12 protein-coding genes and 2 pseudogenes are annotated in these 14838 nt (G+C 70.8%); 5 read left to right on the forward strand and 9 right to left on the reverse strand.

The annotated features are described in order from the left end of the window. Positions 1–72 precede the first annotated feature (72 nt). Both ADK55_RS20950 and ADK55_RS20955 read right to left on the reverse strand, forming a co-directional pair. Entirely contained in the window at positions 73–1341 is a 1269-nt protein-coding gene (locus tag ADK55_RS20950) for a WD40 repeat domain-containing protein (protein ID WP_234350175.1), read from the reverse strand. 151 nt (positions 1342–1492) lie between these two features. After that, positions 1493–2098: a hypothetical protein gene (locus ADK55_RS20955; protein ID WP_063839580.1), complete on the reverse strand. Its 606-nt coding sequence runs from the start codon at positions 2096–2098 to the stop codon at positions 1493–1495. A gap of 885 nt (positions 2099–2983) precedes the next feature. Here ADK55_RS20955 and ADK55_RS36615 point away from each other — a divergent pair. Beyond that, positions 2984–3193, forward strand: coding sequence for a hypothetical protein (locus ADK55_RS36615; protein WP_053680920.1), 210 nt, complete (start codon positions 2984–2986; stop codon positions 3191–3193). 149 nt (positions 3194–3342) lie between these two features. Here ADK55_RS36615 and ADK55_RS20965 read toward each other — a convergent pair whose 3' ends face one another. Beyond that, a complete protein-coding gene (locus tag ADK55_RS20965) occupies positions 3343–3936 on the reverse strand; it encodes a ferredoxin (RefSeq protein ID WP_234350176.1) in 594 nt (197 codons plus the stop codon). Between the two features lie 297 nt (positions 3937–4233). Here ADK55_RS20965 and ADK55_RS20970 point away from each other — a divergent pair, with 297 nt between their 5' ends. Continuing rightward, on the forward strand, positions 4234–5367 hold the full coding sequence (locus tag ADK55_RS20970) for a hypothetical protein (protein ID WP_053680922.1): 1134 nt from the start codon (positions 4234–4236) through the stop codon (positions 5365–5367). A gap of 131 nt (positions 5368–5498) precedes the next feature. On the opposite strand, the gene ADK55_RS39955 is transcribed toward ADK55_RS20970, so the two are convergent. Together ADK55_RS39955 and ADK55_RS39960 are read right to left on the reverse strand one after the other, a co-directional pair. Continuing rightward, positions 5499–6539: a SagB/ThcOx family dehydrogenase gene (locus ADK55_RS39955; RefSeq protein ID WP_234350179.1), complete on the reverse strand. Its 1041-nt coding sequence runs from the start codon at positions 6537–6539 to the stop codon at positions 5499–5501. A 681-nt stretch (positions 6540–7220) separates the two neighbouring features. Then, positions 7221–7568 (reverse strand): annotated as a pseudogene (locus ADK55_RS39960) (transposase); the annotation flags it as partial. A gap of 263 nt (positions 7569–7831) precedes the next feature. Between ADK55_RS39960 and ADK55_RS20985 the strand changes: the two are divergent. Continuing rightward, complete coding sequence (locus ADK55_RS20985; protein ID WP_234350177.1) at positions 7832–8209, forward strand: pentapeptide repeat-containing protein; 378 nt, start codon at positions 7832–7834, stop codon at positions 8207–8209. A gap of 72 nt (positions 8210–8281) precedes the next feature. Here ADK55_RS20985 and ADK55_RS38720 read toward each other — a convergent pair whose 3' ends face one another. From ADK55_RS38720 to ADK55_RS36625, 4 genes and pseudogenes are all read right to left on the reverse strand, one after another. Further along, the gene (locus ADK55_RS38720; protein WP_159041500.1) at positions 8282–8452 is read right to left on the reverse strand and encodes a hypothetical protein; all 171 of its coding nucleotides are present in this window, start codon (positions 8450–8452) and stop codon (positions 8282–8284) included. Further along, positions 8449–9117: a hypothetical protein gene (locus ADK55_RS20990; RefSeq protein ID WP_053680930.1), complete on the reverse strand. Its 669-nt coding sequence runs from the start codon at positions 9115–9117 to the stop codon at positions 8449–8451. Before ADK55_RS20990 ends, ADK55_RS38720 begins: the two co-directional genes overlap by 4 nt. A 111-nt stretch (positions 9118–9228) precedes the next feature. Next, positions 9229–9372, reverse strand: coding sequence for a hypothetical protein (locus tag ADK55_RS38725; protein ID WP_159041501.1), 144 nt, complete (start codon positions 9370–9372; stop codon positions 9229–9231). A 268-nt stretch (positions 9373–9640) separates the two neighbouring features. Continuing rightward, a pseudogene (locus ADK55_RS36625) lies at positions 9641–9796 on the reverse strand (GNAT family N-acetyltransferase); the annotation flags it as partial. Positions 9797–10018: 222 nt separating this feature from the next. Between ADK55_RS36625 and ADK55_RS20995 the strand changes: the two are divergent. Next, positions 10019–11833: a hypothetical protein gene (locus ADK55_RS20995; protein WP_053680932.1), complete on the forward strand. Its 1815-nt coding sequence runs from the start codon at positions 10019–10021 to the stop codon at positions 11831–11833. Further along, a partial coding sequence (locus ADK55_RS21000; RefSeq protein WP_053680934.1) for an ATP-binding protein occupies positions 11830–14838 on the forward strand: 3009 nt, incomplete at its 3' end. The genes ADK55_RS20995 and ADK55_RS21000, both read left to right, overlap by 4 nt.

A 14838-nucleotide genomic window follows, 5' to 3' on the forward strand; every position in this document is an offset into this window, starting at 1 on the left:
TCTGACCGTCCACATCCATGTCCGTAGCGTTGGTCCCAGTGCTGTCGCAGGTGGCGTGTCGCGTTCGTCGGCTCATTCGCACTGGGCCTGCGCCGCGTTCATTGCGGCTTGAAGCTGAAGCCAGGTTGGATCTGTGGAACTGGCCGCAGACGTCGTTGCCAGATCGTCCGCTTCCCATGTGCGGGTTCCGTCGGTCAGGACAAGGTGCGTCTCCAGGTCATTGCCGTCGTCCGGAACCTCGGCGGTGGTCTCCAGGAACGCCGCGGCCGCATCCCGGGAAGTGTCCCTGTTCGTGGCGCGGTTCTGCGTGGAGCCGGAGAGCACGGACAAGAGCAGCAGATCTCCCCCGCTGCCGGCGACCAGGAGCTCGCCAGTGGCTGTGGCGGCCAGCGCGGACAAGCGGGATCCGGTCAGCACATCGTGCTCGACCGCTTGCCGAGTTTCGAGGTCCACCTCGACCAGCGCTCCCGCGGGTGTCGCGATCCACAGCACACCTGGACGCGCCCCGAAGGCAAGATTGTGACGCGACCAGGCTCGCATCTGGTCAAGCCACTCCTGCGAGTACGGATAGCCGGGGCTGGGGTCGCCGAGGGTTGTGGCCAGCACCCGGCGCAACGAAGGAAGCTCGAAAACCTCCACCGAGTTGCCGTACGCGTTGCCACGAACCGCGAGGTGACGTCCGTCCGGGCTGAAGAGCGGAGTCTCGTAGCCGTCACAGTCCAGGATCAACGCCCGGCGGAGCGGCCGCATCATGGCGGGCGCGGTCCCCTGGTCGACTCGCGCGAAGAGGCAGTGAGTGGCCCCTTGGTCACTGCTGAGCGTGGCGACAAGTCCGCCGCCGGGATGCTGCGCGACTCCTGTGTCCCAGCGGGGTCCGGCACCGATGGTTCCGGCGGCAAGGTCAAGGACGTCCGAGCTCTCCCAACCATCGCCTTCGTCGCGAAACGACGGTGAAGCCCACAGGGTCTGCCCGTCCGGGCTGAAGGCCAGACTGCGGTAGGTGGCGAAGGCTGGAGCACCCTCCGGCTCGGAGATCCCGGCAGGAGTCCATTGCCGCAGTCCGTCTTCCCCCGCCACCACAAGCAGTGGCTGGTCCGGATGCCACGCGACAGCAGGCGTCCGCTCTGCCCGCTCCCACCCGAGGGCATCTCCATAGGCGTTCGACGTGAAGCACACGGAGCCGAGTTCGCGTAGCTGCCCCGTGCCGTAGTCCCAGATGTGGACTGCCGGACGCTCGGAGTCCGAGCAGGCCACCAGCGGCAGTCGCGGATGGCATCTCAGCTGTTCAAAGGAGCGTCCGCCGCCAACCATCCCACGTGCCACTACTTCAAGATCAGTCACCACAGCACCGTAGTTGTCGCGGGCCCGCGCGGCGAGGTAGGCGCGAAGGGCTCGGTGGGGCGGCGGTGGCCCGCGCCGCCGTCGACGGGGGCACCATGGCGCCGGTGATGCAGGCCCCCATGGGTGCGCTTGGCGGGGGACCGAGACATGGTCAGGCCAGTAGGGCGAACGTCGCGCCGGCGACCATCGCGCCGAGGCCGGTGCCTGCGGTGACCTGTCCCCAGGTGTGATCGCGCAGGGTTACGCGGGACCAGGCTATGACCGGCAGCAGGATGTAACCCAGGGCCCACCAGGGGCCGAGTCCGATGATGAGCATCGCCAGTGCGCCGGAGGCGACCGCGGTGTGCACGGAGATCTTCCAGAACTTGGTGATGGGCAGAATCGCGGCGAGGGTGACGAGCATCGCGACGATGAGCGCGAGCATCTCCTGCGGTGCGTCCATGATGATCATGAGAGTGATTCCCGCGGCGACCGACGCCATGATCACGGGGATGAGGCGTACGCGGCGTTCACGCTGTCCGACGTACCGATCGTCCCACTTGCCCGTGTTGACGCCGTAGCGGATGTACAGGGTGGGGATCAGTGCGGCGAACACGATGACGTGGACAGCCCACCCGAGCCCGGTCCAATGATTGCTCTGAGCGGTGCCCATGATCAGGCAGACGGCAAGGATGGTGAACTTTGGGTCCAACCCGTTGGTGATGCGGCGTGCGGCCCCATGGTGCCGGGTGGCCGACGAGGCGGAGAGACTGGTCACGCTGTGGTCCTTTTCGTGGGGCCGTGCAGTTCGTTGTCGATGTCGCGGGTGGTGGTCGAGCCGTAGTAGGAGGGAAAGTGTTCGGCCTTGCGTTCCGGTCGGATCCAGCGCGCAGACTCTGTACGGCAGGGATCCGTCCATGAACGATCATCCGATGAACTCGGAGCCCTGTGAGGGTGTGGCGAGACGGCGGACGCCGCAACGCCCCGTCGACGTGGTGGGGTTGGTCCCAGGGCTGGCCGCCCGGGCGCGGGACACGGTGCGTCTGCGCCCGAGGCGGGGTGCGCCGTCGAGCACCGAGAGTTCCGTGGGTGGGCCGTTGCTGTGGCCGGCCGGCGAGACCTGGGCCGGTCTGTACTCACATGCACCGGAACTTCGGCAACGGCCTGTCGAGCAGCTCCAGGGTACCGATGGTGCCGGTCGTGCAGGCCTTCCGCTCGGACCTGCCGCCCGGCGTAGTGCCCTTCCCCGAAGGCGCAGATGTCTTGCAGGTGCTCTGGTGCCCGTTCACCCACGAGTTTCCCGCGTCACCGCGACCCGTGGTGTTCTGGCGTGACTCCGTTGCCGTGCAGGCCGTGCTTTCGGCGCCGCCAACAGATCCGGCGGCGGCCCGTTGGCATGTTCCGGCGCCGTGCATCGTCCACCCGGAGCGGGTGACGGAATACCCGTGCTGGGATCTGCCGGAGGACCTGGCCGACGAGTGGCAGGACGACTTCCGCCGGCTGCGGGAGGCGATTCCGCCGCAGGCGGCGATTCCGCTGTTGTCCTTCTGCGACTTCGCCGAGGCGCCGGGCATCAAACTCGGCGGGTATCCGTCCTGGTTCACAGGGGAGGGATGGGTGGACTGCGAGGGGTGCGGCCGAATGCGAGGGGTGCGGCCGCCGCATGGACCACCTGCTCACCGTGGCGAGCCGGGAGTGCGACGGAGCCTCGTGGCGCATCTGGCTGACCTTGGAGAACCGGGACGAGGACGGCGGCCCGGCAGTCCCTGTGGACCCCACAGGGCTTGATGTGGGAGGTGTCGGCTCGGTGTACATCTTCGAGTGCCGCGCCTGCCCGGATCGCCCCTTCGATCACTGGTACGACTCCGACTGACCGCGCTGAGCCCCCGCCCCACCCTATGGAGGAAGCGCCGGGAACATCTGGCTGCCGCATCGCGGCTCAGCCCGTACCGGTCCACCCTCGCAGGGCTCGCAAGTGCTCACCCGGGCCACCTGGACGAGTAGATCCCAATGGCCGCGCGGTTACAGCTTGGGCAGGGCCTCAGCGGGGCCTGGAGAGCGGCGTTCCTCGAGCCAGTAGAGGTAGAGCCGCAAGTCGGTTTCGAGCTCGCCGTCGAGGTAGGCGAGGAGGACGGCCAGCCCTGTGGCCGCCTCTTGGCAATCCGCATCAGAGTGGGGCGACCAGGCGGTCTTGAGATCGGTGGCCCATTCGCGCAGACGAGCCCGTTCGTGCCACCAGGTACGGACCGAGCCGGCAGTCCAGTGCTGGTCTCCGTCCCAGCCGTAGCCGCTCAACGGGTCAGTCCAGGCAGCGAAGAGCAGGCGATCGACCTCGACAGCGTTCCTGGGCTGGCGGTAGACGAACTCCTGGCCGGTCTCATCGTCGTAGAGGACGTGGTCGGGTGCGGCCATCCGCCCAGACCAGCAGGTGTCGGTGGCAGCGCCGTAGAACGGTCCGGGCACGTTGCGCCAGTTCCGCTCCGCCCAACGGCCCGTCAGATAGACCTCGGGGTGCGGCAATGCCAAGACCAGGTTGGGCGCCGCTTCGGGCACCGGAGTGTCGGCAGCAGTCCGGGCCGCCGGGAGCGGATCCCAGTATCCAGAGCGTTCGTTCATGCTCGTCCTTGCTCGTCCTTGCTCGTCCTTGCTCGTCCTTGCTTGTCTCTCCGCGCTCGCCTGCGAGAACGTGGCGAGGGTGTCCAGGGTCGGCGCTGCTGAGCAACGTTGACCAGGAGGCCACGTGCACGCTACTGGATCACTGATCTGAACGTGGCGGACCGACAGACCCCAAGGCGGTCTGCCACTGCTCGAAGGTGAACAGCACCGGGCTGCCTTTCCGCCGTGTCATTGCCACCCCGTACTGTCCCGCTGATCAGGAAGCACACGGGGCGCACGACCAAGCGGGGGCAGAACATGGCATACCGGCGCGCGGCGATACCGGCATTGGCTGGAGGGCTGCTCCTGGCGGCGCTCCTGTGGTGGGCGGGGGCGAGTACGGCCGCACTGCACCTGCCGGGCAGTAGCCGCGTCCTCGGCATCGGGACCGCCGTCGAGCTCGAACACTGGCTCGCCCCTTGGTCGTACGATCCCCCCGGCGCGGACGGCGCAGGCGACGGCGGCGGTTACGCGGCCGGGACCAGCGACTCGGCCCGCTACCTCTCGCTGTACGCGACCGCGGTCCAGATCCGATTCGGTGCGGTCTTCGCCCTCTTCGTGCCCGGGGCGCTGCTCCTGGTCCGCAGACTGCCGCCGCTACGCGGCCGTGTGTCGGCGGCGCTGCTCGCCGTCTGGGCCTGGGGGCTGGTCGCCGGGACGCTGGCGATGGCCGTCTCCGCGCCCTGGCTGATCGCCGGGCAAGGGCACGGAAGCTACCGCTTCCTCCCCCAGATCGCGAGCGTGATCTCCTCCGGAGCCCAGGTCCTGGTGGTGGCCGCCCTGCTCGCGGCGACGGTGACGGTGCTTCTGGCGCGGGTCACCACCAAGGGTGCGGGCCCGCTGCCACAGGCTGTCGTACCGGCCCGCGCGGCCCGGCTGGCTGCCACCGTCGGAACCTCGTTGATCGCCACGTCACTGGTGATCCTGTCGTACCAGCCCGTCGCCGCCGCGATCCAGGAGGCCTCCACGGGCTCCGGGCTACTCTCCGAACCCGGCGACCTCCTGCGGCTGTGGCTGCTGCTCGGCGGATGGGCGGGTCCGCAGGGCGGGTCGATCGGCAGCTGGATCCTGTACCGCCTTCCCGATGTGGTGTTGCTCGCCGTGGTGTGGGGGGCCCTGCGCAGGCTGCCGGGGCTGCTCACCCGGGTCACTCTCCCGGCCGTGGCGGTGGGCACGGTCTGCGCGACCGTCCTGGGTCTGCTGGCGAGCCAGTTGCTGCAGGTCCTGATGGAGGTGGTCGACTCGGGCGCGCGCTGGGGGGTTCCGCGCCTGTTCGCCGGCCTCGGCACCGGCGTCCCGGCCGCCCTGACCTGGGGTCTGGTGGCGGGAGTCGCGGCTGCCGTGACCCTGCGGGTGGTGACGGCCCGCACCGCCCGAGCAGAAGGCACCTGACCCGCCTGAGCCCGCGTCGGGTGGGCCCTCGGCCTCCTCCAACGCCGGCAGGCCCGCGTCGCCCGCGCCTCCCGCTCGGACCAGGCCGTTGAGTCGCCCGTGCGGCCAAGCCGTGGCCGACGGGTGAGTTGTCAGAGCGTCCCGGTTGCCCGTGGCCGCAGGGTCGTGTGGCGGAAGGCGTTCAGGTCGGCGGTGTCGGTCGCGGTGTCGGGGGTGGGGTGTCCGGCGGCGAGGGCGTAGAGGGCGTTGTGGGTGACACTGTCGAGCCCGAAGTGGCCTTCGACGGCGGTGTCGTCGAAGGCGGCGGTCTGGAAGGGGCCCAGGCCCAGGGTGGTGGCGGCCAGGGCGAAGGTCTGCCCGAGGTGTCCGGCGTTCAGGTGGCTGACCCGGTAGGCGCGGGGGTGTCGGTACTTCGAGCGCAGACGTTCCCACGCGGCGACCACGAAGACGATGAAGGCCGCTTGGTCGATGCCTTCCTGGTGCACGCACAGAGCCCCGGCTTCGGCGTGGGTGAAGCCTTCGCGCAGCAGTTCCAGGCTGTGTTCGCGGGCGTTGTAGTGGTACAGACCGGCGGGGATGCCGGTGACGTTGGGGGCGGCGAGATAGGCGTCGAGTTCCTGCCGGGCGCCGCCCGAGGGGCTGGTGCGCCGGATGAGGGCCCCGAACTCGAAGCCGTCGATGAACTCGGCGGGGCCGAAGACGGTACGGAGCAGTATCGAGAGATCGTGCAGGCTCACCGGCTGGGCGCTGAAGGAGCGGTGCGTGCGCCTGCGGTAGAGGGTTTGCTCCAGCGGTGCGGACAGGCGAGGGTCCGGTGTACGGGGCAGCAGGACGCGGTCGGCCTCGGGGTACTCGGAGAACAGCGCCGGACGCCCGTCGCGGGTGAGGTGCCGGCGCAGCTCGGGGGTGGCTGTCTCGAAGGGGACGTCGCGCGTGGCGTAGTGGAAGAAGGACGCTTCCGGTGCCCAGGGTCCCCAGGCATCCGCCAAGCGCTCGTCCTCTTCGGCCTCGGGACTGCCTTCCTCGGCCAGCAGACCGTATTCGAGCAGTGTTCCCGCGGCTTTCACCACCGTCTCGGGATGCAGATGGTCCAGAACTTCGGCTGCTTGGGCGGGGGTTGTCCAGGTGTCGAAGGCGCTGAGAATCTCAGCGGTCGAGGGATGCAGAGCCACCGGCGAGTGACCACGGTGGGCATGGGCGACGAAGTCCCCTCGGTGCCAGTAGCACGTCACGTTCTTCAGCCGACGCAGCCGCACATCCACTCCTCGTACTCCCAGGACTGACCCCTGATACGCCCAGGAGGCAGGGGCCGGTACCGGCAGAAGCCGCGCCGGCCCCGTCCCATGGCCTACTTGTGGATGAAGTTGCTGGTGCGGCGCTCTTCCCGCTTCACGGGCACAGGCTTGATTTCGATCTTGCGCACGATGACACCTCCTTCGACTTTCTGTTCGTACACAGTTTAAACGCGCGCATCGCTTCTCGGGAAACGAGGGAATGACCCAACAGCCTCCTCGCGCACGGCAATTGTCCGAAATCCGTCGTCCGCGGGGCAGGCCTCCGATGGCGGTCGTCGTCGCATCAGTCGCGCAGGCGCGGAGCATGACCGCGTGCAGCGGTGAGTCGGCGAAAGGGCGGCGCTCGCCCACCGTGCGGTACTGCCATGTCTCGTAGAGGGCTTCGTATGGAGCGTCAGCCTGTGGGCGCCGGTACGTACGAGGTGATTGCCTGCGGGGCCGCCGCAGTGTGGCGGCCCCGCTGTGTCCGCTGCACCATGCGTCCAACTCCCTGGAACCAAGGCTGGTGGTGCCCAAGTGGCTGCTCCTCCCGGCCGGCCGTCGGCAGGGCCACACGTCGACGGCGACCTGAGAGTTCTCGATTCGGCCGACGGTGCCGGTGTACTGGCCCTGGAATCCGGCGGTGTGGGGGCCCTTCTTCACGTTGCCGGTCTCGTCCACGACCGGCACCGCGGCCTCGTCGTGCAGATGCTCCACGACGTACTCGCGCACGTCGTCGCGGACGGCATCGGCGTCCCAGACCGCCCGGCCCAGAAGATGCCGCATGCCATGCGGATTCGCATCCCCGGCCCACTCGGCGATCTGCCGGCAGTTCTTGCGCGGCAGTTCCGCCGGCAGTCCCTGCACCAATCGCGCAGCCCGCCATCGGGGTTCTACCCGGGCGCCCCGGCCCGCGATACGGCCCATGGCCCCCTCGAACGCTTCCCGCCAACGGACGGGATCCATGCCGTGAGCCCTGCGGCCACCGTCTGATCTTCTGTCTTCACACACTGCTGATTACCAGCGACCGCACCCGTTCCCCGACCGGCCCGGACCTGTGTGATCGGCCGGTGGACGGCGAACCGCGAAAAGTCAGGGCGCCGGGCGCCGGCCCGGCTGACAAGCTGACGCACATGACCGCACCCCTGACTACGAGACAACGACTTGCCGCGCTTCACCGCTATGCGGCCGTGAACCGGGAGGACTTCACCGGCCAGAACCTTGCTTCCGCTCGCACGTCGCGGCTGCGGTTCACCCGCTGCTCGTTGATCGGAGCCGATCTACGCCACGCCACCCTGGACGGGTGCTCGTTCAAGCTCTGCGACCTCAGCGGCGCGGACCTGCGTGGGGCCTCGCTGCGCGGAATCAGCCTGGCCGGATGCGATCTACGGGGGGCTGACCTGCGTGACACCGATCTGGCCGACGCCAGGCTCGGAAGCGTGAACACCGGCATACCCCCGTTCGGACTCACCGACGTCACCGGTGCCCGGTTCGAGGGAGCGTTCCTGCGCGAGGTCCAAGCGGACGGCGTCATCGGTTGGCCACCCGGACGCGGCGGGAACGAGTAGGGCCGCCTGGCGGCACACGATCACACCCCAATCAAGCTGAGGTTGCGCACTAGCCCTCGCCAACCCAAGTGCTCAGCGACAGGACTGGCTCTTGCCCGCTCCCTGCTGTGCGCCGAAAAGTGACAGCACTGGCTGGTCCTGCGGGTTGTACCCGTCCAAGACGGCAGGCCGCACTGCATCCTCGAAGAGGATCCGGAGCTGGTCGTCATCGAGGAAGTAGTCGCTGGGCTGTGCCATGCTCACCGGCTTTCCAGGCGGACGATGTCGTTCTGCCACTGCGCGACGTGCTTCAGCCGTTCGCCGCGGCCCGCGAGCCAGACGGTGATCAGCTTCTGAAGCTCACGGTCGGGGTCGGTGTCGTTCCGGCCCACGAAGCCCTCCAGAAACTGCAGGATGTTCTCCGAGCGGTCCGGGCGGGTCACCGCGACCACATCGACACCCATCTCGCCCGTTGAGGCGCTCACGAACACGCTGCTGTCGAGTGCCATCATGGCGAAGCCCGGATGGCCGGCGTGGATGCCGAGAAACGCCGATTCCGCACCCCGGCCCATGATGTCCCAGCGGTCCAGGAGCCGGACCCGGGTCCAGACGGCCGGTGGAACACGGGGCCCCCAGTGCAGTGTGTGGTTGGCGGCCCGGTGAGTGAGGACGCCTTGGGGGATCTGGACGAGGAACTCGCGCCGGTCGTCGAAGAGACCCGAGGAGAGGGCCAGGCGGTACCAGTCCTCGTTGAGACGCTCGACAAGCCGTGGTGTGTCGTACCGGTGGGAGAAACCACCGACGAAGTCCTCGGCACCGTATCCCGCCACGAACGGCATCATGCCCTCCGGCACCGCGTTCGGGATCACCTCCAAGCCCGCTCGCCGCAGCGGCCGGTACATCTTTCGTTCGCGCTCCTGGATGCCCATCGGACCGTTTCTAGCAGGTCCGGCCCGCCGGGCATCCGGCAGCCCGGTGCTTACGAATGGTCCGCGATCGAGGTTTGGGCGTGCCGGCCTGGCGGGTGGGCTGGGTGTTGATCAGCAGGCGGCCTGCCGGGCGGGCACGAGCCCGGTGCTCGGCTTGCGGCGGGACCAGGGTGCGGGCAGGCCGTCGATGAAGACCAGGTCGCGCTTCGGGCCGGCACCGGGCCTCCCGCTGCCGCTCGGCACCGCGCCGCTCACGAAGCTCCGACTCGCGCCGGGCGAGCCACAGATCGGCCAACTCTGCGATCACAGCGCCGAGATGTGCACGCGAGACACCGCAGAAGGCAGGATGGGTCAAGGCCGCACTGGCCCACTTCTTGGTCACCGTCGAAGACCCGGTGCGGCCACTGCCACGTCACGGCTGCCCCCCGATGATCAATGGTTGTGGTTCTTCTGCGGGAACTGTCCGAGCTGGGAACTTCCCTGCAGATGAGCGAACGCAGCCGGCGAAGCATCGGCCCGAGCATCAGGGCCTCAGCAGTCCGCCCACCCACCAGTCGTGCGGCTTGCCATCGTTGGCGATGCCGCGATTGCGCAGTGTCCCTTCGACGGTGAAGCCGAGTTTCTCGGCGACGGCACGCGAGCCGGTGTTCCCGGCCATGGCCCACCACTCGATGCGGTGCCTGGCGCCGCACGGGCGCCCGCCTCATCGGCGGCTGCTGCCGCATCGGCCCGGCCCGGATCGCGGACCTCGCGGCGGAGTGCGCTGGTCCGGATATGACGGTGCATCAACTTCGGTCATTCGTAGATGACTTCTGGTCAACGGGGTCTCCCGCGCGGCTTCCGGGAGCTGACAGGGGCGCTCCGGAAGGTCAGGATGCTCCGACATCCACAGGGGGGCGTCATGAGCACTGCCGAGAGCGCACCGGCAACCGAACCTCGGGGCGGGGAGGATCCGGACGCCGGAGCGGAACTCGCGCGGCGGGTCTTCACCGGCCAGGAGCGCTGGGGCTGGGAGTTCGTCCAGCCGTCCGCGCCCCCCGCACACCGGGACGCCCAGCATCCGCCCGTCTACTCCGAACCCTCCGGCGACGAGGTCCGCGCCATGGAGGAGCGCGCCATGACCGCCCGGAAGAACAGGGGCACGGGCTGTCTCCTCGTGCTCGCGGGCATCGTCGCCTACGCGGCCGGCGGCCCGTCCGCCGTCGTGATCGTGGTCGTCCTCGTCATCGTCCTCATGGCCGCGACCTCCCCGGCCGCCAGGCTGAGGGCCGCCCGCCGGCGCCTGGAAGCCGCCCGCACCGGCGCCCAGCGGGACTACGAGCAGCGCCGGCGCGCCTGGCAGAGCCGGATCGACGCCCACCACACGGAGCACCTGCGGCACAACGACACGCTGGACACCTGGTTCCCGCTCTCCCTCGCCTCCGGTCCCAGCCGGATCGACGTGTTCGGCGGCACGGGCAACGGCTGGGCCAGCCTGCTCGCCACGGTCGGCGGGCCGCTCCTCGGCGGTGGCGCCCCGCTCGTCGTCCTGGACCTCACCCAGCAGGCCGTCGCCCTCGAACTCGCCGGCCTCGCCGCGCGCCGCGACATCGCCGTCGCCCACGTACCCATGCCCGGGGCCCTGCTCGACGCCGACCTGAGCGCGGAGTTCACTCCCGAGGAGCTGGCCGAGACCATGGCCGAGGCGCTGGGCACCATGCGGCCGCCCGGCGCGGACGTGGACCTCCACACCATCGACGTGGACCTCGTCCAGACCGTCGCGGAACTGCTCGAAGGGCCCGTCACCTTCGCCCGGCTCGCCGCCGGGCTGCGCGTCCTGCTCCGCGTCTACGATTCCGCCCCCGGCGCGCCCGGGCCGCTCGGCCCCACCGAGGTCGAGTCGATCACCCGGGCCGTCGACCTCCTGGGCCAGGGCGAGCGCGTCCAGAACGAACTGCGCTACGTCCGGGCGCAGACGGAGCTGCTCACGCCGAGGGGGCAGGAGGCCGCCGTTCCCGGCGGCGGCCGCGCCGCGGACTGGTGGCGGCCCGGCGGACTGACGATCGTCACGACCGAGGACTCCGTGCGCCGCCGCAAGGACCTCACCGACCGCTTCGTCTTCTTCCGGCTGGTCCACGCGCTGCGCACCCGCGCCGTGGCGCACGGCTCGGGGACCCTCGTCGTCGCCGGAGCCGACCACCTCGGCCGTGACGCCCTGGAATCGATGGCGCGCGAGGCCCGCACGGCCGGTGTCCGGCTCGTGTTCCTGCTCGAACACCTGCGGGAGGGCACCGTCCAGGTCGCCGGCGGATCGGACAGCGCGACGGTGTTCATGCGCATGGGCAACGGCGAGGAGGCCAAGGCGGCCGCGCAGTTCATCGGGCAGGAGCACAAGTTCCTCGTCAACCAGCTGACCCGGCAGGTCGGGGAGACCCTCACCGAGGGCCGCGGCAGCAGCTACGGCGGCCAGCGGGGCGTCTCGGACACGGACGGCTCCCACCGGGCGGCGGCACCTCCGGCAGCAGCTGGGGGAGCTCCAGGTCCTTCTCCACCTCCCTCTCGCGCAGCTGGCAGGACTCGACCAACACCTCCCACCCAGCTCCAGGCCCTCCCGGCGACCGGCCTGGTCCTCGTCGAAACCGGTCCGGGGGGCCGTCGCGTCGTGTTGGGGGACTGCAATCCCGGCATCAACTTCCTGCCCCGGCTCTCCACCCGCCCCCGCGCGAGCCTGACGTGAGCCCCGGTGCCGGGTCTGGGGGCGGAGCCGGGCCCGCCGGACTCGGCGCGTACCGCTTCCACCGCCTGATCACCGTGCCCCGGCGGCCCGAGGACGGCCGTACGGAGGACCGTACGGCCGCCCAACTCACCGCCGCCGTCACGGCGGCCCACGCCGTGCTCTCCGCGCCCTCGGCCAGTGGGGAGCACCGCCCGGCGGGTCTGGCCGCGGCATGGATACGCCCGGGCCGGCACCGACCGCTGCACTTCCTGGTGGATGGAGCGCCCGGCTTCCCGCCCGCCGGCGACGAGCCCGCCGCGGACGGTGCGCAGCGTCCCCTGCGCTACCCGCCCGGCGCCACCGCCCGCGACGTCCCGGCGGGCGAGACGGTCGCCCTGCTGGAACGGCTGCCGTTCTGGATCCCCTGCCCCGGCTCCCACGACGCCCTGCGCCTGGGCGACGACGAGCGCGCCCTGCCGGGCGAACGCCGCGGCTCCTTCGACGACGCGGTCGCCCACCTCCCGGACGCCTTCGCCTGGCTCGTGCTGGCCGAGCCCGTCCCGTACGAGCGACTGGACCAGGAGCGCGCGGCACTCGCCGTCCAGCTGCCCCGGCTGCGCCAGCGCGAGAACTCCGCCGCCGACCGGGTGGCGGCCGACCGGGCCGAGGCCCGCTACCGCGAGCTGACCCGGGCCCTGGCCACCGGGGTGTGGAACGTGCGCGTACTGGTCGGCGCCGAGCGGCCCGAGTCGGCGCTCGCCTCGGCGGCCCTGCTGTGCGGCGCCGGCGACCTCGACGAACTGCCGTACGTGCTCGTACCGGCGCGGCGGCCGATGCCCTTCGCCGAGGCGCTGACCACCGTCACGCCGCAACCGGCGGCGGCCCCGGCCGCGGGCGCCGCCGGGCCGCCGGGCAGCGTGCCCTTCGTCGCCCCCGCCGAACTGGTCGCGGCGCTGGCCCGGCCGCCCGCGCGGGAGCTCCCGGGCATCCGTACGGTGGCCCCGAACCGGTTCGACGTCACCTCCGACGACACGGGACACGACGCCGACGCCTTCCTGATCGGCGACATCCTCGACGAGGCCCTCATGCCCGCCGACCGGCTCCACGTCTCCCGCTCCACCCTCAACCGGCACACCTTCGTCTGCGGGGCGACCGGCTCGGGCAAGTCCCAGACGGTACGGAGCCTGCTCACCGCCCTGTCCACGCACGACCGGCCGATCCCCTGGCTGGCGGTCGAGCCGGCGAAGGCCGAGTACGCGCGCATCGCCGGCCGCCTCGCCGCGGCGGGGGGACCCGAGCGCGCCCGGCGCGTCACTGTGATCCGGCCCGGTGACGTGGACGTGGCCCCCGCCTCGCTCAACCCACTGGAGCCGGAGCCGGGCTTTCCGCTGCAGAGCCACGTGGACCTCGTACGGGCCCTGTTCCTCGCGGCGTTCGAGGGGCACGAGCCCTTCCCGCAGGTGCTGTCACGGGCTCTGTCCCAGTGCTACACGGCCGCCGGATGGGACCTCGTCACCGGCGAACCGCGCCCGGCCCACAAGCCGAAGTACGTACTGGAGGAGCCGGACGAGCCGCGGACGGCCCGCTACCCGACCCTGGGCGAACTCCAGGCCACCGCCCGGCAGGTCGTCGAGATGATCGGGTACGGCAAGGAGGTCACCGCGGACGTGCGGGGCTTCGTCGACGTCCGGATGGGCTCGCTGCGGGAGGGTGCGCCGGGCCGGTTCTTCGAGGGCGGCCATCCCCTGGACATCGCCGGGCTGCTCGCCGGGAACGTGGTCCTCGAACTGGAGACGATAACCAACGACCAGGACAAGGCCTTCCTCATCGGCGCGGTGCTCATCCGCCTGGTCGAACACCTGCGGGTGCACCACGGCGCCGGCGGGGTCCCGCTGCGCCACGTCCTGGTGGTGGAGGAGGCGCACCGGCTCCTGAAGAACGTGGAGGACGGGCCGGCGGCCGCCGCCGTCGAGCTCTTCGCCTCCCTGCTGGCGGAGATCCGGGCGTACGGCGAGGGTGTTGTGATCGTCGAGCAGATCCCCAGCAAGATCCTGCCCGACGTCATCAAGAACAGCGCGCTGAAGATCATGCACCGGCTGCCCGCGGAGGACGACCGGCGGGCGGTCGGCGCGACGATGAACCTCCAGCCCGAGCAGAGCGAGAACGTCGTCGCCCTGCCGCCCGGACGGGCCGCCGTCGCCGCCGACGGCATGGACCGGCCCGTCCTGACGGCGATCCCGCACGGGGAGCACGCCGAGAGCGCCGAGGACGCGTCGACGGAGCCGCCGCTGCTGAGCAGCCGCAGCCCGCTGTGCGGGACCTCCTGCCGCCGCGCGCCGTGCACCCTGCGCACGATGAACGACTCCCAGCACCGCTCCGTGGAGCCCCTCCAGCTGATCTGGACGGACGTGGCGGCCTCGGCCCAGGCGATGGGCAAGGACGCGCCGGGCCCGTCCGACCCGGTCCGGGCCGCGTTGACGGCGCTCCCGGACCGCGACCTGGAATGCACCCTGGTGTACGGGGTGGAACGTGCGGTGTCCGCCCGCGAGTCCCTGATGCGCGACGAGGTCGACCCGGGCGACTTCGCCCGGCGCCTGCACGCCGTGCTCCGCGCCGAACTGCTGGGCACCGACCCGCCGGGCGGCGACCCACGGCGCTACACGTACGCGAACTACCGCTTCCGGGACGTGATCCGGGTCATCCACCGGACCAGGACCTCCGTTCCGGACGGCCCGCACACCTACCCGGACCACGAGGCCGAGTGGGCCTCCCGGGGCCTGGTCCTGACCGGGACCTCGGGGGCGGACCACCGCCTCCAGATCCACGCCCTGCCGGGGTACCGGCAGGAGCGGGTCAACGCCCGGGTCGGGGACGTGGAACGCAGCGGGCTGCGCGACGCGGTGGCGGCGGTGACGGGCGGCACGGCGGAGGAGCACGTGACGCGGGCCTTCGCGATGGCCTGCGCGGCGGGACCGCGCCTGCGCGCGGTGGTGGCGGAGACGGCGGTACGGGTGGCACTGGAGTGC

The organism is Streptomyces sp. WM4235 (assembly GCF_001279725.1).
Taxonomy (GTDB): Bacteria; Actinomycetota; Actinomycetes; order Streptomycetales; family Streptomycetaceae; genus Streptomyces.

Bases quoted from the DNA above. Each gene is read 5' to 3' on its own strand.
- ADK55_RS20965 (WP_234350176.1), bottom strand. From the start codon at position 3,936: ATGAACGAACGCTCTGGATACTGGGATCCGCTCCCGGCGGCCCGGACT.
- ADK55_RS20990 (WP_053680930.1), bottom strand. From the start codon at position 9,117: ATGGGCATCCAGGAGCGCGAACGAAAGATGTACCGGCCGCTGCGGCGA.
- ADK55_RS20970 (WP_053680922.1), top strand. From the start codon at position 4,234: ATGGCATACCGGCGCGCGGCGATACCGGCATTGGCTGGAGGGCTGCTC.
- ADK55_RS20995 (WP_053680932.1), top strand. From the start codon at position 10,019: ATGAGCACTGCCGAGAGCGCACCGGCAACCGAACCTCGGGGCGGGGAG.
- ADK55_RS36615 (WP_053680920.1), top strand. From the start codon at position 2,984: ATGGACCACCTGCTCACCGTGGCGAGCCGGGAGTGCGACGGAGCCTCG.